General features: G+C 63.8%; 22 protein-coding genes and 1 tRNA gene. 13 read left to right on the top strand and 10 right to left on the bottom strand.

The genetic code is table 11. The features are described 5' to 3' along the window. Positions 1-122: 122 nt before the first annotated feature. On the top strand, positions 123-719 hold the full coding sequence (locus tag QQK95_RS23355) for a hypothetical protein (protein ID WP_409371709.1): 597 nt from the start codon (positions 123-125) through the stop codon (positions 717-719). A 449-nt stretch (positions 720-1,168) separates the two neighbouring features. Further along, positions 1,169-1,504 (top strand): hypothetical protein, encoded by a 336-nt coding sequence (locus tag QQK95_RS23350; RefSeq protein WP_284276755.1) that lies wholly within the window; start codon positions 1,169-1,171, stop codon positions 1,502-1,504. 139 nt (positions 1,505-1,643) lie between these two features. On the opposite strand, the gene QQK95_RS23345 is transcribed toward QQK95_RS23350, so the two are convergent. The 3 genes from QQK95_RS23345 to QQK95_RS23335 form a co-directional block, all read right to left on the bottom strand. Continuing rightward, positions 1,644-1,720: transfer RNA gene (locus tag QQK95_RS23345), tRNA-Arg, on the bottom strand. Positions 1,721-1,976: 256 nt separating this feature from the next. Next, positions 1,977-2,906: a DUF1003 domain-containing protein gene (locus QQK95_RS23340; RefSeq protein WP_284276754.1), complete on the bottom strand. Its 930-nt coding sequence runs from the start codon at positions 2,904-2,906 to the stop codon at positions 1,977-1,979. Positions 2,907-3,319: 413 nt separating this feature from the next. Next, the gene (locus tag QQK95_RS23335; protein ID WP_284276753.1) at positions 3,320-4,213 is read right to left on the bottom strand and encodes a D-alanyl-D-alanine carboxypeptidase family protein; all 894 of its coding nucleotides are present in this window, start codon (positions 4,211-4,213) and stop codon (positions 3,320-3,322) included. A gap of 211 nt (positions 4,214-4,424) precedes the next feature. Between QQK95_RS23335 and QQK95_RS23330 the strand changes: the two genes are divergently transcribed. The 4 genes from QQK95_RS23330 (at position 4,425) to QQK95_RS23315 (ending at position 8,534) form a co-directional block, all read left to right on the top strand. Then, a complete protein-coding gene (locus tag QQK95_RS23330; RefSeq protein WP_284276752.1) occupies positions 4,425-6,239 on the top strand; it encodes a methyl-accepting chemotaxis domain-containing protein in 1,815 nt (604 codons plus the stop codon). Positions 6,240-6,322: 83 nt separating this feature from the next. After that, complete coding sequence (locus tag QQK95_RS23325; protein ID WP_284276751.1) at positions 6,323-7,423, top strand: hypothetical protein; 1,101 nt, start codon at positions 6,323-6,325, stop codon at positions 7,421-7,423. Between the two features lie 97 nt (positions 7,424-7,520). Then, entirely contained in the window at positions 7,521-8,132 is a 612-nt protein-coding gene (locus QQK95_RS23320) for a nucleoside triphosphate hydrolase (protein WP_284276750.1), read from the top strand. 93 nt (positions 8,133-8,225) lie between these two features. Beyond that, entirely contained in the window at positions 8,226-8,534 is a 309-nt protein-coding gene (locus QQK95_RS23315; RefSeq protein ID WP_284276749.1) for a hypothetical protein, read from the top strand. Positions 8,535-8,564: 30 nt separating this feature from the next. On the opposite strand, the gene QQK95_RS23310 is transcribed toward QQK95_RS23315, so the two are convergent. The 3 genes from QQK95_RS23310 to QQK95_RS23300 all read right to left on the bottom strand — a co-directional run bounded on the left by QQK95_RS23310 (position 8,565) and on the right by QQK95_RS23300 (position 10,968). Further along, a complete protein-coding gene (locus QQK95_RS23310) occupies positions 8,565-9,269 on the bottom strand; it encodes a glutathione S-transferase family protein (RefSeq protein ID WP_284276748.1) in 705 nt (234 codons plus the stop codon). Between the two features lie 231 nt (positions 9,270-9,500). Then, on the bottom strand, positions 9,501-10,709 hold the full coding sequence (locus QQK95_RS23305; protein ID WP_284276747.1) for a beta-ketoacyl-[acyl-carrier-protein] synthase family protein: 1,209 nt from the start codon (positions 10,707-10,709) through the stop codon (positions 9,501-9,503). A 4-nt stretch (positions 10,710-10,713) separates the two neighbouring features. After that, a complete protein-coding gene (locus QQK95_RS23300; protein WP_010912831.1) occupies positions 10,714-10,968 on the bottom strand; it encodes an acyl carrier protein in 255 nt (84 codons plus the stop codon). A gap of 201 nt (positions 10,969-11,169) precedes the next feature. Here QQK95_RS23300 and QQK95_RS23295 point away from each other — a divergent pair, with 201 nt between their 5' ends. The 5 genes from QQK95_RS23295 to QQK95_RS23275 are packed head-to-tail and all read left to right on the top strand — an operon-like array spanning position 11,170 to position 13,523. Beyond that, positions 11,170-12,012, top strand: coding sequence for an urease accessory protein UreD (locus QQK95_RS23295; protein WP_284276746.1), 843 nt, complete (start codon positions 11,170-11,172; stop codon positions 12,010-12,012). Positions 12,013-12,025: 13 nt separating this feature from the next. After that, positions 12,026-12,328 (top strand): urease subunit gamma, encoded by a 303-nt coding sequence (locus tag QQK95_RS23290; RefSeq protein ID WP_023693076.1) that lies wholly within the window; start codon positions 12,026-12,028, stop codon positions 12,326-12,328. 10 nt (positions 12,329-12,338) lie between these two features. Continuing rightward, on the top strand, positions 12,339-12,593 hold the full coding sequence (locus QQK95_RS23285) for a DUF1272 domain-containing protein (protein ID WP_284276744.1): 255 nt from the start codon (positions 12,339-12,341) through the stop codon (positions 12,591-12,593). A 30-nt stretch (positions 12,594-12,623) separates the two neighbouring features. Next, entirely contained in the window at positions 12,624-13,211 is a 588-nt protein-coding gene (locus tag QQK95_RS23280) for a HupE/UreJ family protein (protein WP_284276743.1), read from the top strand. A 6-nt stretch (positions 13,212-13,217) separates the two neighbouring features. Then, positions 13,218-13,523: an urease subunit beta gene (locus QQK95_RS23275; protein ID WP_284276742.1), complete on the top strand. Its 306-nt coding sequence runs from the start codon at positions 13,218-13,220 to the stop codon at positions 13,521-13,523. A gap of 59 nt (positions 13,524-13,582) precedes the next feature. Here QQK95_RS23275 and QQK95_RS23270 read toward each other — a convergent pair whose 3' ends face one another. Continuing rightward, entirely contained in the window at positions 13,583-14,077 is a 495-nt protein-coding gene (locus QQK95_RS23270; protein WP_284276741.1) for a hypothetical protein, read from the bottom strand. 114 nt (positions 14,078-14,191) lie between these two features. Next, positions 14,192-14,569 carry a hypothetical protein gene (locus QQK95_RS23265; protein ID WP_284276740.1) on the bottom strand — a complete coding sequence of 126 codons (378 nt, stop codon included), beginning with the start codon at positions 14,567-14,569 and terminating at the stop codon, positions 14,192-14,194. Positions 14,570-14,736: 167 nt separating this feature from the next. On the opposite strand from QQK95_RS23265, the gene ureC reads away from it, so the two are divergent. After that, positions 14,737-16,449, top strand: a complete 1,713-nt coding sequence (gene ureC, locus QQK95_RS23260; protein ID WP_409371708.1) for an urease subunit alpha — start codon at positions 14,737-14,739, stop codon at positions 16,447-16,449. Between the two features lie 71 nt (positions 16,450-16,520). On the opposite strand, the gene QQK95_RS23255 is transcribed toward ureC, so the two are convergent. Continuing rightward, positions 16,521-20,039 carry an autotransporter domain-containing protein gene (locus QQK95_RS23255; protein ID WP_284276739.1) on the bottom strand — a complete coding sequence of 1,173 codons (3,519 nt, stop codon included), beginning with the start codon at positions 20,037-20,039 and terminating at the stop codon, positions 16,521-16,523. Positions 20,040-20,243: 204 nt separating this feature from the next. Further along, complete coding sequence (locus QQK95_RS23250; protein ID WP_284276738.1) at positions 20,244-21,212, bottom strand: AraC family transcriptional regulator; 969 nt, start codon at positions 21,210-21,212, stop codon at positions 20,244-20,246. Positions 21,213-21,609: 397 nt separating this feature from the next. Between QQK95_RS23250 and QQK95_RS23245 the strand changes: the two genes are divergently transcribed. Further along, entirely contained in the window at positions 21,610-22,203 is a 594-nt protein-coding gene (locus tag QQK95_RS23245) for a hypothetical protein (RefSeq protein WP_019862533.1), read from the top strand. Positions 22,204-22,205 lie beyond the last annotated feature (2 nt).

Below are 22,205 nucleotides of genomic sequence, written 5' to 3'. Positions count from 1 at the left end.
GGCCGAGCCAATGCCGTTGCGCGGAGCGGCAGGCTTTCTTTAGACAGCAGACTAAGGCAATCGTCATTCCAGCCCGTCGCCGGCCAGTTTGCGGCCAGGCAATTGTCGTTCATACTCTGGCCATGACGCGTCCGGGCTTGCGCTGTGTGCAGGTATTCGCGGCTTTGCTGGCCGCGAGCTGCCCGCGTGCCATGGCCGACGGCATCTTCGAGGCCGGCGCCTATTCCTTCTCCGACGAACGCGGCGGCTTCCGGATCCTTTCGGCCACGGGCGCCGGGACGCGCGACGACCCGATCGTCATCACCGAGGAACTGGACACCGCCGACCCGGTGACGCTGACCATCCGCGCCGCGCGGCCGATCCAGCCCTTCGGATCGACCGGCGACTACGCGACCGGCTTCCTGCCGCTGAAGATCGTCACCCGCAACAACAGCGGCGACGCCTGGATCGAATTCGGCTTCGAGCTGCAGGCGATCCTGAACGTGCCGAGCGATTATGGCGACGGGCTGTCCTTCGACCAGGCGCAGCGCGTGGACAACATGATCAAGTCCGACAGCTTCGCCGAATTCAAACGCGACTTCGAACCCTATGACCGGCTGCTGTTCAGCAAAGGCAAGGTCGACCCGCAGGAGAGTGCGTCGTTTTCGTTCCTGGTGACGGATTTCTCGCCGAAGGATCGGTTTTACCTGGTGGAGGAACCGAGGGTGCCTTCGAGTTGAGGGGGGTGGACGGCATCGCTGGAGATGGTGCCGTGATCGGATGGGGATTGCCGCACATGCCTATGGGCCAATGGGCGATCGAACAGCTCAAGGCTTCGTCGCACGGGCGGGGGCGGTATCCGATTACGAAGGTTGAGTGCCGACACGTCGGCGACTGAGCAGAGTACCGCTTCTTGTCCGTGGCAGGATCCGCGTTGGAAACACCGGCGGAACGCTGATCCCCAATTCCAATATTCGGCTGCTCGTGGAGGCGCACCGACAGGCCGGCTCCTGTTCCCGCATCCGCGCAACAGCGACCGACACGATCGCGGCGGCCTGGCCGTGGGCGTGATGGCTGCGAGCGCACTCCACATATGTGCGACGGAAAAACAAAGTGATTTCGGGTCGCCCCAAATTGCCCGAAATCAGGATGCTGTTCGGCCGTGGTCCTGAGTTGGATGGAGAAGTGAATGAAACTGCCTGCTTTTGCCTTGGCTGGCGCAATCTTGTCGCTGACCGCTGGTGCCCAAGCGGCACCGATGATCGTCGGCGCGCCGGCCCATGGCGGCCTGGTCCAGGAGGTGCGAGTGACGTGCGCGTACCTGACCCGCGACGGCTACTGTGTGCGACCACACAACGAGCACAAAAAGCACTGGAAGCACCGGCGCTACTACGAGCACGCCTATCGGACCTATGAGCCTCAACCGCCGGACGAGTACTACTGGCGTTATGAGCGTTCGAGGCCAATTATCCGGGTCGTTCCGGACTATCAGCCGCGTGACGACGAGGATGGTTGGGACAATTGAGAACATGGGCAGGGGCGGCATCTGCTGCCCCGCTAATCTTTTTCGCGGTCGCTTCCCGCTCTCATAAGCTCGCTGTGTGGGAAAAAGCGCGTGGGAAGTAGGCCCCTACTAGCCCAAATTCCAGCCAAATTGATTTTGTTGGCGCACCCGACAGGATTCGAACCTGTGACCTCTGCCTTCGGAGGGCAGCGCTCTATCCAGCTGAGCTACGGGTGCTTCCCGGGAAACCGGAAAACGAACCAGCCGGTGAACCGGCAAGTCACGGCTTCTTAGCGGAAGCCGGCGCGGGCTTCAACGGGCAATTGGCGATTGTGCGGCGTCCAGGGGTCGCGTCTGGCCCTTCGCAGGCTCCCTGCCCTTTCGGGCGTTCAGCCCCTTCAAAAGGTCCACTGGACCTTTTGATCCGCAAGGGCGGACCGTGTCTTCACCGTTCGTCGTTCGAAAAGCCAGGGCTTTTCGTCCGCTTCGCGGATCATGCCTCACCCTCACCCTTCACCGTGCGCCGCCGCACCCCCCGCACGGCCCGCTTCACCTTCTTGGTCCCCGCCAGCTCGTTCATGGCATCCAGCTGCATCTGCTGCATTTCGGCCAGGCGCGTCCATTGGCGGGAGATGAGGTAGTCGAGTTTTTCGTGCAGATGGCGCACTTCGAGCTCGGCCTTGAGGTTGACGCGGTATTCGTTGAAGGAGCGCAGGCGGTCCTTCACCTCCTGGCGCTTCTGGCTCATCATGATGACCGGCGCCTGGATGGCGGCGATGCACGAGAGCAGGAGGTTGAGCAGGATGAAGGGATAGGGGTCGAAAGCGCCGCCGATGCCCTCGAACAGGTTGATGCCGATCCAGACCAGGAGCACGGTGGCGAACGAGATCAGGAACCACCAGCTGCCGCCGAAGGCCGCCATGTTGTCGGAGACGCGGTCGGGGAAGGTGCGGTGCTCCTCGAACTCCTCTTCCGAGTTTTCGGAAATCGTGTCCTGTCTCGCGATCGATTCCACCACCTGGCGGTCGAGCTCGGAGAATTCGCCGTGCTCCTGCTGCAGCAGCTCCTCCATGTAACGCATGCGGTAGCGCCCGAGCTCCTCGCGGCTGATGCGGGCGCCTCTGGGCAGGTCCGGATGGTCGGAGCGGATGCGGTCGGCGAGGCTCGGGCGCAGCGTGTCGATGCGCACCAGGTCGCGCTTGTGGAATTTGCGGCCCGAGATCGCCGACGGCTTCTTCTTCGGCTTTATGCGCGACGTACCCAGGCCGGCCGGTTCGGAATCAGGCACTTCGGGTGTGTCGAAATGCTCGTCCGAGCCCTCGTGCAGGTCTTCCGGCGTGATCGGCGCCTCGAAATATTCGCCGCCGCTGTCGTTCTCGGTGTCCGCCGTTTGCTGCTCGGATGCCTTGGGAACGGTGCTCATTGTGCGGGCTCCTGCTGTGGCGCTGCTGTATCTGAGGATACGCCAAGGCGACCGGGCATATCCACTGTCGGATTGCGCTGCCTATGCCATGGCTTCCCGACGATTGCATGACAACAGGATAACAATAGCCGGCTGCGGATTTTTCCCGGCTCTCCTGGCGGCGACGGCCTTCGTTTCGCTGGTCGACGCGCTTTCCGACTTCGTCATCCACGGGCGGAGCAGCCGCGGGAGCGGCGTCGCGGAGACCCGAGGATCCATGCCGGGACGTTGACTGTCGAGTGCAGTGGAGCAGGAATCCGAACCGTGGCAACGCCTTGAGGTCGCGGCATGGATCCTCGGGTCTGCGCGCGTCGCTGCGCTCCTTGCTTCGCCCGTGGATGACGAAGTGAGGGGAGGCTCGGCTTATCCGCTCTTCACTGCTGTTCGGCGAACATCAGCCTGGTCTTGCTGTCGGCCGTCGTCGGCGACAGGCTGCGCTGGATCAGCGCCTCGACATGGTCGTTGCGCTGGCGGGCCGAGTCGGCGCCCATCACCACCACGATCAGCTGGCGGCCGTCGGCATTGTAGGAGGTGACAATGTTGAAGCCCGACGCCCTGATGTAGCCGGTCTTGATGCCGTCGACGCCGCGCACGCGGCCGAGCATGTCGTTGTGGCCGCGCACCAGCCTGCCGCGGAACATGAAATCGCTTTCGGAGAAATAGTGGAAATGCTGGGGGAAGCGCTGGCGCAGCGCCATGCCGAGCACCGCCATGTCGCGCGCCGTGGTCATCTGGCCATCGTCGGGCAGGCCGGAAGCGTTGCGGAAGGTGGTGCTGGTCATGCCGAGCGCGCGCGCCTTTGATGTCATCATGGCGGCGAACTGGTCCTCCGAGCCGCCGAGATATTCGCCGACCGCCACCGCCACGTCATTGGCGGATTTGACGACGATGGCGCGGATGGCGGAATCGACATCGATCGTCTCGCCGCGCCGGAAGCGCATCTTGGTCGGCGGCTGCGAGGCGGCATGGTCGGAGACCGGGATCTGCGTCTCCTTGGTGACGCGGCCGGATTCCATCGCCTCGAACAGGAGATAGAGCGTCATCATCTTGGTCAGCGAGGCCGGATAGCGCTGCGCCGTCGAGTTGACCTCGAACATCTGCTTGCCGGTCCTGACGTCGACGACGATGGCCGCGTATTTCTGCGGCGGCGCGGGGACGGCCAGCACCTGGTCCGGCGGTGTCGTGGTCGAGCAGCCGGCCACCATCAGCAACAGGCCAAGGGCGACGAGAACTCTCTGGAGGAGCGGGAAGGGATGCAGGTCTGGCAAGGGCGGGACTGTTCTGGCGATGCTGTTGCTGAGATGAGGCGAAGCTAACGTAACGCGCTGGATGCGTCCATTTGGTTAATGGCTGTTAGCCCCAGGATTGTCGAGCCTTCGCAAGCTCGCCGCCCCGAAAACGCCTGTTTCTGTGTCTTTCCTTGCCAATACCGCGTTTCCTGTGGGAAGGGGCGTGGCATCGGCTGGCTTGGGGGGTGGCATGACGAACATCGGGGCCGGGGGCGCAGCGCCCTCGCTTATCAAGGCATCGCTCAGCCGCACCGGCAAATGGGCCGGCAGCGTCGCTTTCATCAGCGGCGCCGTTGGCGACGTGCTCAATCCGCTGGCGCCGTTCGCCGCCTATATCGCCCTGGTCGCGGCAATCGCCGCGGCCATCATCGCCATTGCCATCGTGCTGCGGCTGGTGCTGGCGGCCAAGGCGCTGCCGGCGCTGTTGTTCGCCACCAGCGCGGCCGCCGTCGCCGGCGGCGTCTATGCCGTGCAGCAGGAGACCAATTCGCAGAACGGCGTCATCGCCGGCCTGGTGCCGGCGATCGCGCAGCTGCAGCAGTCGATGGGCATCGTCTCCGAAAAGGTGGCGAAGATCGAGCAGACGGTGACGCAGACGCAAAAGACCGTCGAAGAGGTCAAGAAATCGACCGACACTGTTGTGCAGAAAACCGATCAGATCGCGTCAACCCAGCAGCAGCAGACGCAGCAGGGCGCTGAGACGCAGAAGACCGTCGAGGCGGTCAAACAGACCACCGACACGCTCGCCGCCGGCCAGCAACAGCAGCAGGTTCAGGCGGAAAAGCTGCAGGCCACGACCGAGCAGATCGCCGCCTCGATCGACACCATCGCCAAGGGGTTTGCCCAGCTCGCGGCACAGGGCGGGGCGATCGCCGAGCCGAAGCGGCCGGACGAGTTCTACCACAATGCCCGCGTCTACGAATTGTCGGGCGACATGCTCAACGCACGGCGCTCCTACCTCGCCTTTGCCGGCTTCGATGTCGATGCCATCGACCCCTATACGCGCTTTGCCACGCTGCTTCGGGTCCAGGACGGCAAGGCGGGCGCGCGCGAAGTGTTCGGGCAACTGGCCGACAAGGGCAAGGCGCTGTCGATCAAGCTGGTGCATATCCTGCAGTTCGAGGACGCGCAGCGGCTCGACAAGCTCAACGCCTTCATCGCGGCCAATCCCGACTATGCGCCGGCCTATTTCCTCAAGGCGCAGGAGTTTTCGGAAGACCGCCTCGGCAGCCAGACGCTGGCCGACAAGCGCAACGAGGCCCAGGCGCTGACCAGGTTCATCTCCTACGAGAAGGATGGCGGGCTGCTCAAATATTTCGTCGACCAGACGCAGTTGGCCGACTGGCTGGACCGCAGCCGCAGCCGGCTCGCCGCCCTTGGCGACGTGCTCGACCCGGCGCGCTTCGCGCCGTCGCTGACGCCGATGCGCTCCAACCAGGGCTGGTCGATGACCATTTCGCTGCCCGAGCCGGCAACCGCGATTTCCTGGCGTCTGGGCACCAGCGGTCCGTTCACCGACACCGGCTTCCTGGCGATGAAGGACCAGACCACCGGCAAGCCGATGGCCAATCCGAGCTTCGAATTGCCCGACAGCACGGCGGCGACCACGATCGGCATAAAATATCTCGACATCAGGGGCCGCGAGACCGGCCCGTTCGACATACGCTTCGATCCGGACGCCGCGCTGCAGCAAGGCGACAAGCAGATCCTCGACCAGTTCTGGACGTCGTGGATCGCCTTCGACTCCGGCGGCAATCACGGCCTGGTCTATTTCACCCAGATGCTGTCCTACCGCTGCGCCATTAGGGAGGTGCGCTACAGCCTGAACGGTCCCGCGCTCGACAAGTCGCTCGAGATACCGCCTTGCGACAAGAAGGACCCCTACGCCATCCCCTACGACGCCAAGGGCTATTTCAAGGTCGCCGACAGCGTGAAGTCGATGTCGGTGCAGGTGACCTACACCGACGGGACGAAATCGCCGGTGCGGGAATACAAGCGGCAGTAGCTGATGCGAAATGCCGGCCGCGGTGCTTGCGCAAGCCGCGCCGAACGGGTTCTGTTTGCGCCTTCAGATTCGGTGAGAGCGCTATGGATACCTGCACGATCAAGGCCAAAGGCATTTCGGTTTCGCTCGACCTCACCGTCGGCCATATCGCCGACATGACCGTCGAGAGCGGCGGACGGCAGTTGAAGCCGCTGCACCGCGCGCCCTGGGTCGATTCGGGCGAGTCGCTGCCGACGGACCTGCCGCAAGGCACGGTCCGGTTGTCCGGCGATTTCCTCTGCGCGCCGTTTTCGCGCAGCGATGTCGAGGAGGCGCCGCTGCATGGCTGGACGGCCAACAGCGCCTGGGATGTGGTCGAGAGCGATGCAACGGACGGCGGCTGGCGTGCTGTCTTCCGGCTGCGGCACAAGGTCATGGGCGCCAGCGTCGACAAGATCCTGACGCTGCGTGACGGCCATCCTTTCCTTTACCAGGAACATGTGTTTTCCGGCGGCTCGGGCGCGATTTCCGTCGCCCACCACCCGATGACGGTGATGAAGGGCGGCGGCCGGCTGGCTTTTTCGCCGAAGCGCTTTGCCGCGACGCTGGACGACCCGCTGGAGCCGGATCCCACGCGCGGCCGTTTCATGCTGGCCTATCCGGCCCGCTCGGCCGACCTCGGCCGGTTTCCCGCCGCCGGCGGCGGCACGCTCGACCTGACGCAATACCGCATGGAGGACCGGCGCGAGGATTTCGTCACCCTGGTCGAGGCCGATCATGGCGGGCCGGGCTGGACGGCGCTGGCGCGCCAGGCCGAGGATGATCTGGTGCTGGTGCTGAAGAACCCCGCCGAGCTGCCGATCACCATGCTTTGGCTCAGCAATGGCGGGCGCGACTATGCACCGTGGAGCGGCCGGCATGTCGGCGTGCTCGGCATCGAGGACGGCCGCTCGGCGGTAGGCCATGCCGCTTCGATCGGCGACAACTGGCTGAAACGCGAAGGCGTGGCGACCGCCTTTGCGCTCGGCGAAGGCCGCGGCTTTTCGTTCCGCCATGTCATCGGCGCCCTGCCCCTGTCCGGCGGCACCCCGCCGCGAGAGATCACCACGGCCGACGGCCGGATGCGGCTCTCAACTGGCGGCTCTCCGTCGGACGTGCTGTTCGACAGCACCTTCCTGCGCATCGGCCAGCCTGTTGCAGCCTGAGCCGGGATCGCCCGAGCGCAGGGTTTGAAATTTCCGCCGACTGCCGCCAAAATACAGCGTAATATTTTTGCCGATCATCCAGGCAAGTGAGGCTCCCATGTCCGAAATCGCCCACCTCGCCGCCACCATCTTCAAGCGCGCCGGCAAGGCAAAGCGCTTCATCGTCGCCATTGCCGGACCGCCGGGCTCCGGCAAATCCACGCTGTCGGCCGGCCTGCATGACCTTTTGCCGGAAGGCGCGGTGGAAGTCGTGCCGATGGACGGCTTCCACTACGACGACATCGTGCTCAACGCACGCGGCCTGCGGGCGCGCAAGGGCGCGCCGGAGACCTTCGACTTTGCCGGCTTCGAGACCCTGATGAAGCGCATCCGGGCCGGCGAACCCGACATTGCCATTCCCGTCTTCGATCGCAGCATGGAACTGTCCCGAGCCGCCGCGGCGATCGTCGGCACCGAGACCAAGTTCATCCTGGTCGAAGGCAATTACCTGCTGCTCGACGAGGAGCCATGGTCGCGGCTGGCGCCGCTGTTCGATTTCTCGATCTTCGTCGACGTGCCACGCAACGAGCTCGAGCGCCGCCTGATGGAGCGCTGGCATGGCCATGGCCGTTCGGATGAGGAGGCGCGGGCCTGGATCGCCTCCAACGACATGCCCAACATCGAACGCGTGCTGGCCCGGCGTCGGGCCGCCGACCTGATCATTGGTTAACACGCTTAATTTTCGGTATTTTTGGACGGGAACCTTAAGGGTTTCGCGCCGTTATGCCTGACAACCCATTTGTCCGGCGTAAGGGATTTTCCAATGGCAACCAAGGCAAAAAAACCAGCCAAGACGAGGCCTGCGAAGGCGACCCAGGCGAAAGCCGGTGCTGGCCCTGCGATTGCTGAACGCTCGAAAGACGGCAAGGCGGCTTTCGGCAAGGCCGCGCCCCGAAAGGTCGTACCGGCCGCCAAGGCCGCCAGCCCGCGCAAATCGGCGCCGGCCAAGGCCGGTGCGGTCCGGATGGCGGCTAATGTAGCCGCCGGCGCGGTGGTCGCCACCGCGCGCGGTGCCGTCTCGCTGGCCGCCTCCGTGATCGGCAGGGGCGGCTCGAAGGCTAAGGCAAAATAGCAGGCGGTCGCCTTTTGGCGACTGGCCCCCTCAGCCCTTTGCCGGGATGGTCAGGCCCTTCTGTACCGCCGGCCGCGCCAGGCCGCGCTCCAGCCATGCCGCCACATTGGCGAAATCATCGAAGCCAACGAGTTCGCGCGCTTCATAGAAGCCGATCAAATTGCGCACCCAGCCGAGCAGCGAGATGTCGGCAATGGTGTAGTCATTGCCCATGATCCATTTGCGGCCCTTGAGCCTGCCATCGAGCACCCCGAGCAGCCGCCGCGATTCGTCGCGGTAACGTTCCAGCGGGCGCTTGTCGGCGATCTCGCGGCCGGCGAATTTGTGGAAGAACCCGACCTGGCCGAACATCGGCCCGACGGAAGCCATCTGGAAGAAGACCCACTGGATCGTCTCGTAGCGTCGCGCTGCGTCCGCCGGGACGAGAAGGCCGGTCTTGTCCGCGAGATAGAGCAGAATGGCGCCGGATTCGAAAAGACCGATCGGCTTGCCGTCCGGGCCGTTGGGATCGATGATCGCCGGGATCTTGCCATTGGGATTGAGCGACAGGAACTCCGGCGTCCAGCTTTCGTCCTTGCTGATGTTGACCAGATGCGGCTCGTAGGGCAGGCCGAGCTCTTCCAGCGCGATCGATATTTTCACGCCATTGGGCGTCGTTGCCGAATAGAGCTGGATCTGGTCGGGATATTTGGCCGGCCAACGGGTGGTGATCGGAAAGGCGGACAGGTCGGCCATCGAAAACTCCTGAGCGGGGGATTTGCGCCAAGGGCGCGCGGTGTTGGCGGGTCGCCAAGAATTAGGTGCAAGGCCGGGCAGGATCAATATGGCGGCGGCAGTTTCGCCATGCACGGAAGGCAAAACCGGTCCAACGCGGCGGATCGCCGGGCGCGCTCAAGATTGCCCGGCGGCAGGTGGAAACCGGCCCTGGGCGGTAGTAACCGCCCGGGGCGGTAGTACCGCCCGGGATTAGATGGCCTTGAATGCCAGCACCGCGTTGGTGCCGCCGAAAGCAAAACCGTTGCTGATCGCGGTGCGCACCTTGCGCTCGCGCGCGACATTGGGCGTCACGTCGAGATCACAATCGGGATCGGGTTCGCGGTAGTTCGCGGTCGGCGGCACGACGCCTTCGCGGATCGCCATGACGCAGGCGATCATTTCCAGCCCGCCCGACGCGCCCAGGCAATGGGCATGCATCGACTTGGTCGAGGAGATGGACAGGGCGCGCGCGTGCTCGCCGAAGACGCGCTTGATCGCATTGGTCTCGATCTGGTCGTTGGCCTTGGTGCCGGTGCCGTGCGCGTTGAGATAATCGATGTCCTCGGGATTGAGCCCGGCATCGGCGAGACAGAAGCGCATCGCCGCTTCCGGTCCCTCGATGGTCGGGGCGACGATGTCGGAGGCGTCGGCCGAAAGGCCGGCGCCGGCGATTTCGGCGAGGATGGTGGCGCCCCGCGCCATGGCGTGATCGTAGCTTTCCAGAACCGCCATGCCGGCGCCTTCGCCGAGCACAAGGCCCTGGCGGTCGGCCGAGAACGGCCGGCAAGTGTCGGGCGACAGCACGCGCAATGCCTCCCAGCCCTTGAGCACGCCCCAGACCAATGGCGCTTCTGTTCCGCCGGCAACCATGACGTCGGCGCGGCCGAGCCTGATCTGGTCGACCGCCGAGGCCATGGCGTGGTTGGCCGAAGAGCAGGCCGATGTGACGCCGAAGACCGGCCCACGCAAGCCAAGGTGCATGCTGACCTGGCCGGCAGCGGCGCCTGGCATGACCCTGGGCACGGTGAAGATGCCGGCGCGATTCTTGCCCTCGACCAGAATGGCGCGATAGTTCTCCTCGACGGTCTCGAAGCCGCAGACGCCGACGCCGACAATGGTTCCCATGCGATAGGTGTTGTCGGCATGCGCGGCCAGGCCGGACTGCCGCATGGCCTCCTTCGCGGCGATCACCGCCAGCAGGCTGAAGCGGTCCATCGACACCAGCTGCTTGCGCTCGATGCCGTGCTCGGGCAGCGCCTTGATCTCGCAGCCGGTCTTGACCTTCAGATCATGCAGGAAGGGATTGTCGATCGGGCCGATGGCCGAACGGCCGGCCCGCATTTCGGCCCAGATCGACTGCGCATCGACGCCTAGCCCGCACAGCCCGCCAATGCCGGTAATGACGACGCGTTTCAGCATTCGGTCAGGCTTTTTTCGCGATCAGCGCGCGAACGGCCTCGACCATATCGCCAACATTCTTGAGATTGCTCCAAGCATCGACCGTGTTCATCTCGATCTCGATGCCATACTGCTCCTCCAGGTCGAATATGATCTCGGTCAGCTCCAGCGAATGGATGCCGAGCGACGTCAATTCGGTGCTGGTGGTGATTTCTTCACCGCCCGGCTCGGCATGGGCCTTGATCTTTTCGATGATGTCCGTTGCCAGCTGGTCAGCCATTCGGTTTCTTCCCCACTTTGTCGTTACCCGACGCCAACTGAACAGCGCCTTCTGTCCTCGATATCAGGCCGCGATCGTCGCCTTCTACCCCCGCCAAGCATCGCCTGACCGTATCGAGGTGGCTCCCTCTATAGAAACGGAAACGTCATCAAGCAACAAGCTATATATCGACAAAACCGCCGCAGTGCTTAACCTGGCGGCGTGGACACGATCGAATATACCAAGTTTTCGGCCCCTTTGGCCCAGCGCGCCGCGGGCCTGGCCCAGCTGGGCTGCGCCAGCGCGGACGGGCGCACGCGGCTGCGGCGCCTCTATCAGGACGGTTCCGCCAAGATAAGGCTGCCGGCCGTTCTGGCCGACCCGCTGGAGGCGGTGCTGATCAACACCGCCGGCGGACTGACCGGCGGCGACCGCATCGGCTGGGATGTGGATGTCGGCGCCGATGCCTCGGCGTCGATAACGACCCAGGCCTGCGAGAAGGTCTATCGCGCCGCATCCGACCAGGCCGAAGTGCGGGTCAAGCTGACGGTCGGTGAAAACGGCCGCATCGCCTGGCTGCCGCAGGAGACCATCGTCTTCGACCGCGCCGCCTTTGCCCGCACATTGGATGTCGAACTTGCCGCGGGGGCCGAGGCGCTGGTGCTGGAGGCCACCGTCTTCGGCCGCCTGGCCATGGGCGAACGCGCCGCGCAAGGCATCTTCCGTGACCGCTGGCGCGTTCGCCAGGGTGGTTTCCTCATCCATGCCGAGGATTTCCGCATCGGACCCGATATCACTGGTGCCCTGGCACGCCCTGCGGCCACCGGCGGCGCGATCGCCGTGGCGACGCTGCTGCTGGTGTCGCCGCGGGCCGAGGCTTTCCTCGATCCGGCCCGGGAGATCATCGGCGACCGGGGCGGTGCCAGCGTCTGGAGCGTGAAGGCATCTGGCAAGCTTCTTGCGAGGCTTTACGCCGGGGACGGCTACCAACTGCGCCAGCGGCTGGTTCCGCTCGTCGGATTGCTCAACGGAAGGGCGGGGCTGCCCAAATTATGGTCACTGTGATTCTGGAAACCGCATGAACCTGACGCCGAGGGAAAAAGACAAGCTGCTGATCGCCATGGCGGCGATCGTGGCACGCAAGCGGCTCGAGCGCGGCGTCAAGCTGAACCATCCGGAAGCGATCGCGCTGATCACCGATTTCGTCGTCGAAGGCGCCCGCGACGGCCGCCCGGTCGCCGAACTGATGGAGGCCGGCGCCCATGTCGTCACCCGCGCGCAGGTGATGGAAGGCATCGCCGAGATGATCCATGACGTGCAGGTGGAAGCGACCTTCCCCGACGGCACCAAGCTGGTGACCGTGCACGAGCCCATCAGGTGAGGAGACCGAGATGCTCGAGCTGCGCCCAAACTGCGAGTGCTGCGACAAGGACCTGCCGCCGGAGGCGACGGATGCGCTGATCTGCACCTTCGAATGCACCTTCTGCGCCGATTGCGCGGAAAACGTGCTGGACGGCGTCTGCCCCAATTGCGGCGGCAATTTTTCGGCGCGGCCGATCCGCCCAGCCGCGAAGCTGCAGAAATATCCGGCGTCGACCAAGCGCGTCCTCAAGGCCGAGGGCTGCGGCCCGCGCAAGGCCGCGTGACTGCTCCATCGCAAACGAAAGGCAAGTAGAATGATCCCTGCCAAACGCCTGGGCCTCGCGGCGATCCTGCTCATGGCCGCCGCCATGCCGGCCTATGCCCATGTCGGCATCGGCACGACCTCCTCCTTCACGGCCGGATTCATGCATCCCTTGTCCGGCCTCGATCATATGACCGTGATGATCGCCGTCGGCCTGTGGGCTGCCCTCAAGGGCGGCAGGGCGATCTGGGCCTGGCCGGCGGCCTTTGTCGGCGTGATGGTTGCCAGCGCGGCCCTTGGCATGGCGCATGTGCCGGTGCCCTTCGTCGAACCGGGCATACTGGCCTCCGTCGTGGCGCTTGGCCTGCTGGTGGCGCTGGCGGTCAATCTGCCGGTCTCGGCCGGCATCGCCATTATCGGCCTGTTCGCGCTGTTCCACGGCCACGCCCACGGTACCGAAGTGCCGGAAAATGCAGGCGGGCTCGAATACATGGCCGGCTTCGCCGCCGCCACCGCGCTGCTTCATGCCGTCGGCATCGCCGCCGCGCTTGGCCTTGGCATGAGGTTGCGTGGCCTGGCCCGTGTCGCGGGAGCGGCTTGCGCGGCGATCGGCCTTGGCCTCGCCTTCGGCGTGGTGTGACATCAGATGATCCCCGGCGAAGTCATCCCCATCCAAGGCGACATCGAGCTCAACAAGGGCCTGCCGACCGTCACCCTGAAAGTCGCCAACAGCGGCGACCGGCCGATCCAGGTCGGCAGCCATTATCATTTCTTCGAGACCAATGAGGGGCTGAAGTTCGACCGCGAACGGGCGCGCGGCATGCGCCTCGACATCGCCGCCGGCACCGCCATGCGCTTCGAGCCGGGACAGGAACGCGACGTCACGCTGGTGCCGCTTGGCGGCAGGCGCGAGGTCTACGGGTTCCAGCAGAAGGTGATGGGCAAGCTGTGAGACCGGTGGCGCCTCATGCGCGGCGCGTCAGGCTGGCGACCGGCCTTGGTGCAATCGGCCTAGTCCGACGGCTTGGCAGCCGCGTAGATGACGATCTTTCCCGGATCGTCGAACGCGACGGCGAGAACGTCCTGCGCGGCGATGCGCCGCGAATCGATGGCATTGAACAGCAGGGCGTTCGCCTCGATCTCCTTGCGCAGTTCCGCGACGTCGTCCCTGTGCTGCCGCACCTTGTTCTCGATGACCGGCGGAGGGCCGCCTTCGCTGCGCGCAGCGTCGGTCAGCAACACGATATCGACCTTGTCGAGCTTGGAGGTCTTGCGCACCGTGCTGATGTTTTCGCGCGTGCGGTCGATCGCCGAACTGACTTTTCCGATTTCAGCTGTCGTCCTGGCCTGTTCCTCACTGACTTGCGAGCCGATAATCCGGTCGACGGTCTCCGGACTTTCAAGGCCCTGCGCATTCAGCGCGGCCTGCGGAAGGCTCGCTGCCAGAAACGCGGCCGCCGCAATAGCATGCAGCCATCGGGCGTCGGGCAAGGTGGTGATGGTCATCGTTCGCTTTCGCAATCTGTTTCAACAATCAGGAAGCGAAACGACTCCAGCCCTGCCATGGTTCCCCTCGTGATACGGCCGGCGGACCGGCTACCGGCCCGCCGCGCCGGGCCGTCAGCTGGCCTTCTTGGTGATCAAGGTCAGCGCGCCGTTTGGCTCCATGCTGGCCGCGACCACCTGCGCCGAGGTCATTCCCTTGGCCTGGAGGGCGGACTTGACCTTGGGGGTGGCGTCGATCGAGCTGCGCAGTTTCTGCAGGCCGGCGTCACCGCGCTGGGCGATCACCTGATTGACCTGCGTCTGGGTGTCCTTCGGCAGCTCGGTGATGTCGACGATGTTGACGCTCTGGATCGCCGGCGCGGCCTGCTGACCGCCGGGGGCGGGAGTCGTCGCCTTGGGGGCAGGCGTGGTCGGAGCGGGTTGCTGCTGGGCACTGGCGGCGCCGGCCAGCATCAGGCTGGCGGCGGCTGCAAGAATTATCGTTTTGCGCATGGATTTTCCTTCCATCGATATGGCAAACGGTCGTTTTGGGGTGACCTGCCAACCTCAACCGCCAAATGGGATCAGAAGGTGTCGCCCAGCGGGTCATTGCGTGACCATTGGATGGCGGCAATGTGCAAACCAGCCTCAACCACACCGCATTTCGGGAGCAATCGCTGATGGCCAGAATCTCGCGTGCCGCCTACGCCCAGATGTATGGGCCGACTGTCGGCGACAAGGTCAGGCTGGCCGACACCGAGCTCTTCATCGAGGTCGAAAAGGACCTCACCATTCACGGCGAAGAGGTGAAATTCGGCGGCGGCAAGGTGATCCGCGACGGCATGGGCCAGAGCCAGGTGTCCCGCGCCCAGGGCGCGGTCGACACCGTCATCACCAATGCCTTGGTGATCGATGCCAGCGCCGGCATCTTCAAGGCCGATATCGGCCTCAGGGACGGCCGCATCGCAGCGATCGGCAAGGCCGGAAACCCGGATACGCAAGATGGCGTCACCATCATTATCGGTCCCGGCACGGAAATCATCGCCGGCGAGGGCAAAATCCTGACCGCCGGCGGCTTCGACGCGCATATCCACTTCATCTGCCCGCAGCAGATCGAGGAAGCGCTGATGTCAGGCATCACCACCATGCTCGGCGGCGGCACCGGTCCGGCGCATGGCACGCTGGCGACCACCTGCACGCCGGGGCCATGGCACATGGCGCGCATGATCCAGTCCTTCGATGCCTTTCCGATGAATATCGGCCTGTCGGGCAAGGGCAATGCCTCGCTGCCGGCGGCGCTGGAAGAAATGGTGCTGGGCGGCGCGTGCTCGCTGAAGCTGCATGAGGACTGGGGCACGACGCCGGCGGCGATCGACTGCTGCCTGTCGGTGGCCGACGATTACGACGTGCAGGTGATGATCCACACCGACACGCTGAACGAATCCGGCTTCGTCGAAAACACGGTGGCGGCGATCAAGGGCCGCACCATCCATGCCTTCCATACCGAGGGCGCCGGCGGCGGCCATGCACCCGACATCATCAAGGTCTGCGGCTTGCCCAACGTTATCCCCTCGTCGACCAATCCGACAAGGCCTTACACGGTCAACACGCTCGCCGAGCATCTCGACATGCTGATGGTCTGCCATCACCTGTCGCCGTCGATCCCCGAGGACATCGCCTTCGCCGAGAGCCGCATCCGCAAGGAGACGATCGCGGCCGAGGATATCCTGCACGATATCGGCGCCTTCTCGATCATTTCGTCGGACAGCCAGGCGATGGGCCGCGTCGGCGAAGTGGCGATCCGGACATGGCAGACCGCCGACAAGATGAAGCGCCAGCGCGGCTCGCTGCCGCAGGAAACCGGTGACAACGACAATTTCCGCGTTCGCCGCTACATCGCCAAATACACCATCAACCCGGCCATCGCGCATGGGCTGTCGAAAGACATCGGCTCGATCGCCGTCGGCAAACGCGCCGACCTGGTGTTGTGGAACCCGGCCTTCTTCGGTGTGAAGCCGGACATGGTGCTGATCGGCGGCATGATCGCCGCCGCCCCGATGGGCGACCCCAACGCCTCGATCCCGACACCGCAGCCGATGCACTACCGGCCGATGTTCGGCGCCTATGGCAAGGCCAGGACCAACTCGTCGGTGACCTTCGTTTCCAAGGCGGCACTCGAATCCGGACTGCATGGCCGGCTTGGCGTCGAAAAACAGTTCGTCGCCGTGGAAAACACCCGTGGCGGCATCGGCAAGCATTCCATGGTGCTCAACGACGCCACGCCGCATGTCGAGGTCGACCCGGAAACCTACGAAGTCCGCGCCGACGGCGAGTTGCTGACCTGCGAGCCGGCGACGGTGCTGCCGATGGCGCAGCGGTATTTCTTGTTTTGAGCTGGCGAGTGTCCTGGTGCACAAGCTCCAGCTGAACGCCCATGATGAGAGGCAGACGCGTTGCGGCCAGTTCAGAACTGCCAGTTCAAATTAGCCTTGGCTCCATTTTCGAAGCCGCTCTTGCTGAACTGCCCGGAGTAGGACGCCCCGAACGTCACGTCCTGCAAGACGGCCAGATCGATGCCGGCATCCAGCACCGCCGCATCGACCGCGAGCGGCGCTCCGGCGACGATGAATGGATCCCCGTTGGCAAAGAACATCGTGGAGGTCGGCGTCAGGTCGCCGAAAGCGTGACGCCAGCCAAGCGAGCCGTGCAAAGTTCCGATGGTCGTGCCTAGATCGAAAGTGGACGCCACGCGCAGCCCCAAGGTCGTAAATGTTGCGGCCATGACATCCGCCTCGCCGGAAAGGGCACTGAGCCCACCCGTCTCGGCGAAGCCGTCCGTCGACTGTCTGACATAGGCGGCGGCGGCGAATGGCTCGAAGGACGTCGAGCCTGCCCCCATCTTGTAGCCGAGTTCGCCAAACACCTGGCCGGCGTGGGACGCATAGGCGGCCCGTGTTTGGTCGTTGAACCCGGTGAAAGACACGAAACGATCGGTATCGATCGAATGCACGGCGTAGTCGGCCCCGAGCCTCAGGCCAACCCCGCCGGCCTCGAACCCGCCATAGATCGCGGCATTGAAGCTGTCGGCTGTAGCCGACGAATTCCGGACGGAGCTATCATAGCTGCCACGGCTATAGCCACCCAGGACGCCAAGCCGGAAACCATCCGCCAATGTACCGTCGGCGCCGACGAAGACGCCGCCGGTTTTGCTGTCCAGTTGGGCCGCATTGCCGTCCGCGTTTGCTGTGCCGAACGACCCGAAAGTGCTTGTCCACAAGCCGGCCCCGGCGCCGGTTGCCTCGCTCGTTGAGGGCGATGTGGCATCGCCGAACGCGCGGCGCAACCGGTCATTGATGGCTTCACGCACATGCCGGCTGTCTTCCAAAACCAGGCCTTTCACCGAAGCATGGATTTCGCCCGAAAGTTGATCGAGCGCGGACCCTTGGGCAGGGCTGCCCAGCCCAAACAGGGCATTGGCAGCCGCATTGCCCACTGCCACGGAATCGAGGCCCGAGCCGGCCGCTTGCTCGTTCGGCGTGGCGCCGATATCGTGGAAAGCGTTGGCGTTGATACGATCGAGGGTCAGAAACACATCGTTGAGATCATAGCTCAGCGAGGCTTTCAGAAAGGGCGAATCGACGGTGACGGCGGTGTATTTGGTCCCACTGACACCTCCTGCTGCCGTCAGGATCGCGTATTGTGTCGACGCCGCGTATTTGCCGGCAGCGGCCTGCGCCTCGACCGTACCGCCATTGATCGTTGCCGTGCCGCCCGCCGCGATCAGATCGGACGCGCCAGCCGCGTTCACTTGCACCTGGTAGATCGAGCCCGGATCAAACTTGATCGCATTGCCCACATGCAGCGTGCCAATGGAATTGCCGGGCGCAATGATGCCGCCCGACGTGACTGTTTCGGCACTCAGGTTGAGGACAGTGCCGGATCCGCCGACAGTTCCCCCATCCGAGGCAATCACCGATCCGCCGGAGAGGTCGCCATTGACGACCAGCTTGCCGGTCGCCACATAGGCATTGCCCGTGTAGCCGCTCGAATCCGCCGTCAGATAGGTCGTGCCGGCTTTCTGATAAATGGTGCCGCCACCATCGATCATGGCGTCGAACGCATAGTTCTGGCTGGTGTGGTTGAAGATAAGCGCTCCGCTGCCGCCGGCACCAAAGGAGAACGCCGGACCGGTGCCGCCAGGCGACTTGATGTATCCCGGCGCGGCGGCCGCGGCGGCGAGATCCGCGCCGATGATGACAGTGCCCGAGGAATTGGCGACTTCGCTGACGACGATACCGGACGACAAGAGCATGCCGCCGTTCTTGAGGACGAGCTTGCCCATCCCCTCGGTGCCGACATGCGTGAAGTCGTTGACCAGCCCCGAACTGGCCCCGTCGACGACAACCGTGCCATCCGACCCGGCCTTGAAGCCGATATAGGCGATGTGGGCATCGACACTGCCGCCATTGAGGATTTGCAGGCCGGCGGAGCCTGAGAAACCGACCTCGAGACTGCCGTTGCCTTGCAAATTCCAGGATGACCCAGATCCGGTCACCACCACGGTGCCAACGCCCGAGGCGAGGCCGCCTATGAGTGCGTCAGACGACGAGACCTTGCCACCATTGGAAACGACCAGAAGGCCCGTTCCCGCCAAACCAACCCCGAGCTGGCCGCCGTTCGCCCATGTCGAGCCGGCCCCATCGACGAAAACCTGACCATGGGAATCGATCTGCGTGCCGATGACAGCCCCGGCATTCGTGACGGTACCGCCATTGGTGATTCCGAGGCTGCCTTTACCGAAATATCCGATATTCAAATCGCCGGAATTGGTCCAGCTCGAGCCTGCGCCCGTCACCGTCGCCGTCCCGAGGCCAACCGAGCCGTGGCCGATGGCCGCGTTGACATCCGTAACCTTGCCGCCATTGCTGATGGTCAGGGATCCGGTGCCGTTGTCGCCGACAACGAGACCTGGGTTGCCGGCGTCTGTCGAGGCGATATTCCACTGCGATCCCGCGCCGCTGACCGTGGCGTCGCCGACCGATTGTGCGTAGAAGCCGATGGTGGACACGAGATCATTGACCGCCCCGCCGGCGAGGATGTTCAAAGTGCCATGACCCTGGTTGCCGACATGGAGAACTGTATCGTCGGTCATCGTCGAGCCGATGCCGGTGACCGTCACGGTGCCCTTGCCCGTGCTGCCATACCCGATCGATGAATCGCCCTCATTGTGGACCAAGCCGCCGTTCTGAACGGTCAGCGTGCCGACGCCGGAGTCGCCGATCTTCATGGATCGCGCCGTGTGCCAGGTCGAGTCCGCACCGGTAACGACGACGTCGCCGGTGCCGCCGAACTTCTCGGCAACAATGGCGTACTGGTCGGTCACGACCGCGCCGCCGGAGACGGTCAGCGTGCCCGCGCCGAATTGCCCGACCGTGAGGACTTTGCCCGTCGTCCAGTTTGTCCCGGCTCCGTCCACGGTCACGGTGCCGGACGACCCCACGTCGCGCCCGACGGTTGCGTCCAAATCCCCTACTGTGCTCGCGCCGGAAATTGCCAGTTTTCCGGTTCCGCTGTCACCAACCACAAGAAGGCCTGAAAGTGCCCAGCTCGAACCGCCAGTTACTGTCACCGTGGCGTTCGAACCGAGATCGAGGCCGATGTCGCCGCTGGTCGAACTCAAGACACCCGCGTTCTGGATCGTCAGCGTGGACGTGCCGTCAAACATATAGAGGGCTTTGGTGAATGCGTTGCCGCCGTCGATCACCGTCGGGTTCGGCGTGGTCGAAGTAATGTTCGCCGTCAGCGTATTGTCGGGCAAGCCGAATTGCCAGTTGCCGGGCGTGTACCAGTCGGAGGACTCTGTTCCCAGCCAATTGGTTGCCACCAGCGCGAGGGCCGTCGATGGAAAGATCACCATCCCGGCAAGCGCCGTTGACCCCAACAGGAGACCGACGACGTACCGCGCGCGGGCAGGCTTTGGCATGTGGGGCAATCTTTCGTCTGGACGCTGTGGGATCGACCAAGCGCAAAGCAGCGTCGATCTATCTTGTCCTTGAACGATAGAACTGAAGCGCGTTGGCCCTCTTGGGCTGAGCGGCGCAATGACTGGGGCTCAGAGGCGCAATCCCGCTGGCTTCGGCATTCATGTTGCCTTTATGTAACAATTGGATAGCAGCGGGAACCCTACTCAGTTCTTCAGCGCCAGAGCCCGTACATCGGAGGGTGCGAGGCCAAAATATCGGCGGAAGGCGCGATTGAAATGCGACAGATCGCCGAAGCCCGATTCAAACGCGATGGTGCTGATTTTCACGTGACTGCCCGGTTTGCAAAGCGCACGGTGAGCTCGAAGCAACCGCATTTTGAGGACGTGATCGGTAAAGGACGTGTCTTCGCTGCCAAAGAGGTCGCGAACGTACCGGGGCGATATTTTATGATGGAGGGCCAAGCTCTCGAGCGACAGATCACGGTTGGTCAGATTTGTCTCGATATAGGCCTTGATCACCTTCAGCCGCGCGACTCGCACGCCACGCCCCTTGGCGATCTCGGCGGCATCGCGCGTTGCGCCGAGCGTAATGACGACAAGATCCTGGATGTGCGTTGCGCTGAGCGCCTTCAACTCCGGCGACATGGCCAAGACGTCATCAAATAGCGTTGACACATAGCTGGACAGAAGTCTCAACGCAGCCGAACCACGCGGCACCACCGACATCGCCAATGAATCAAGCCCGGCAACGAGCGGGGTGAGGAGATGACGCGGAATTGCTACCAGATGGCTCTCGATTCCAGCGGAAAAATTTGCAGCCCCGGACTGCTCGTTCGACCACAGCATGGCCTCCCCGGCGATGCTGGACGCCTCCTGGCGCTCTTGCCGAGCAATCACACTGCCGCGGCGAACAACGCCCAGGACAAAACTATCGTCGCCATCCTGAGCCTGGCTGCGGCTTCGGGTCATTTCGAAGGGGGTGCTCACATAGTTTGTGATGGTCACATCGGGGAGGCTGCAGAGCGTCGCGTTCCAACGAAACGCGTCGTCGCCTACAGGCATCATGTCGCATTTGAGCATTGAACGACCGATCGCCTCGCGCCAGATCGGAAAACGATCACGCTCGGGAAGGTCTTCCGTCGAAAATCGGGTCAACGCGTGGCTTGATGACATGCTTCGTCCAACGTGTTCAACAGCGCGACGGTCCAATTCTGAAAATACACACGTTGTCGGAACTGTATGCCTCCATACGGTGCATTGCTCAACACTTGGTAAAATGAAGGTCAAAACGTCATTAAATCCGTGCACGGTTCGTCGAACGTGACCAAACACCCAAGAACGCTTCACCCTTTTCGCTCGAACTTGAAAATTCGGCGCCTTTGGACGCCTTGCCTGTTGTGCGGTACAGGAGACGGGCTTTAGAACGTCACCATTGCCAAGCGAACCGCCGTTCCCGGCCAAGAAGTGCTCGACGGCCGATTTCAGCGCGGCGACCCGCTTTCGATGGATGACTCCCTGTGGGACTATCCCAGAACCCAACCGTGCCGTCACCACCAGCTTGTTGAGGCCCATGGCCACCGAAATCGCCTCTCCCCACGACATCTTTCCGCATATCCGCATCGTCATGGGCATGGTGATCGGGCTTGGTGTCGCCCGCCTGCTGTCGGGGGTGGCGCGCATCGTCCAGCACCCCGGCCAGTACCGGCTCTATCCCGTGCATCTGGCCTGGGTCGCCTCGGTGCTCCTGATGCTGGTGCATTTCTGGTGGTGGGAGTTCGGGCTCTACGCCATCGAAACCTGGACCTTCGGCAAATACCTGTTCATCATTTTCTACGCGATCACGCTGTTCCTGCTGTGCGCGCTGCTGTTTCCGGATTCGATGCTGGACTACACCAGCTACGAGGATTTCTTCTATTCGCGCCGGGGCTGGTTCTTCGGCCTACTGGCGGCGACCTATCTGCTCGATGTCATCGATACGCTGCTGAAAGGGCCTGAGCATTTCGCACGTTTCGGCAACGAATATCTGTTCCGCACGCCGGTCTTCGTGGCATTGTGCATCGCCGCGATCCTGGTGCGCGACCGCCGCTTCCACATCGCCTTCGTCGCGGCGGCGCTGATCTATCAGATATCGTTCATCCTGCGGCTCTTCGACACGATCGTATGACT

The sequence above is a fragment of the Mesorhizobium huakuii genome (genome assembly GCF_030160235.1).
Taxonomy (GTDB): Bacteria; Pseudomonadota; Alphaproteobacteria; order Rhizobiales; family Rhizobiaceae; genus Mesorhizobium; species Mesorhizobium huakuii.
The sequence above is the reverse complement of the archived record's forward strand: the minus strand, read 5'-3'. Positions and strand labels throughout refer to the sequence as shown.

Coding starts and splice junctions, on each gene's coding strand:
- QQK95_RS23355 (WP_409371709.1), top strand. CDS start 123: ATGACGCGTCCGGGCTTGCGCTGTGTGCAGGTATTCGCGGCTTTGCTG.
- QQK95_RS23350 (WP_284276755.1), top strand. CDS start 1,169: ATGAAACTGCCTGCTTTTGCCTTGGCTGGCGCAATCTTGTCGCTGACC.
- QQK95_RS23340 (WP_284276754.1), bottom strand. CDS start 2,906: ATGAGCACCGTTCCCAAGGCATCCGAGCAGCAAACGGCGGACACCGAG.
- QQK95_RS23330 (WP_284276752.1), top strand. CDS start 4,425: ATGACGAACATCGGGGCCGGGGGCGCAGCGCCCTCGCTTATCAAGGCA.
- QQK95_RS23325 (WP_284276751.1), top strand. CDS start 6,323: ATGGATACCTGCACGATCAAGGCCAAAGGCATTTCGGTTTCGCTCGAC.
- QQK95_RS23320 (WP_284276750.1), top strand. CDS start 7,521: ATGTCCGAAATCGCCCACCTCGCCGCCACCATCTTCAAGCGCGCCGGC.
- QQK95_RS23315 (WP_284276749.1), top strand. CDS start 8,226: ATGGCAACCAAGGCAAAAAAACCAGCCAAGACGAGGCCTGCGAAGGCG.
- QQK95_RS23310 (WP_284276748.1), bottom strand. CDS start 9,269: ATGGCCGACCTGTCCGCCTTTCCGATCACCACCCGTTGGCCGGCCAAA.
- QQK95_RS23305 (WP_284276747.1), bottom strand. CDS start 10,709: ATGCTGAAACGCGTCGTCATTACCGGCATTGGCGGGCTGTGCGGGCTA.
- QQK95_RS23300 (WP_010912831.1), bottom strand. CDS start 10,968: ATGGCTGACCAGCTGGCAACGGACATCATCGAAAAGATCAAGGCCCAT.
- QQK95_RS23290 (WP_023693076.1), top strand. CDS start 12,026: ATGAACCTGACGCCGAGGGAAAAAGACAAGCTGCTGATCGCCATGGCG.
- QQK95_RS23285 (WP_284276744.1), top strand. CDS start 12,339: ATGCTCGAGCTGCGCCCAAACTGCGAGTGCTGCGACAAGGACCTGCCG.
- QQK95_RS23280 (WP_284276743.1), top strand. CDS start 12,624: ATGATCCCTGCCAAACGCCTGGGCCTCGCGGCGATCCTGCTCATGGCC.
- QQK95_RS23275 (WP_284276742.1), top strand. CDS start 13,218: ATGATCCCCGGCGAAGTCATCCCCATCCAAGGCGACATCGAGCTCAAC.
- QQK95_RS23270 (WP_284276741.1), bottom strand. CDS start 14,077: ATGACCATCACCACCTTGCCCGACGCCCGATGGCTGCATGCTATTGCG.
- QQK95_RS23265 (WP_284276740.1), bottom strand. CDS start 14,569: ATGCGCAAAACGATAATTCTTGCAGCCGCCGCCAGCCTGATGCTGGCC.
- ureC (WP_409371708.1), top strand. CDS start 14,737: ATGGCCAGAATCTCGCGTGCCGCCTACGCCCAGATGTATGGGCCGACT.
- QQK95_RS23255 (WP_284276739.1), bottom strand. CDS start 20,039: ATGCCAAAGCCTGCCCGCGCGCGGTACGTCGTCGGTCTCCTGTTGGGG.
- QQK95_RS23250 (WP_284276738.1), bottom strand. CDS start 21,212: ATGTCATCAAGCCACGCGTTGACCCGATTTTCGACGGAAGACCTTCCC.
- QQK95_RS23245 (WP_019862533.1), top strand. CDS start 21,610: ATGGCCACCGAAATCGCCTCTCCCCACGACATCTTTCCGCATATCCGC.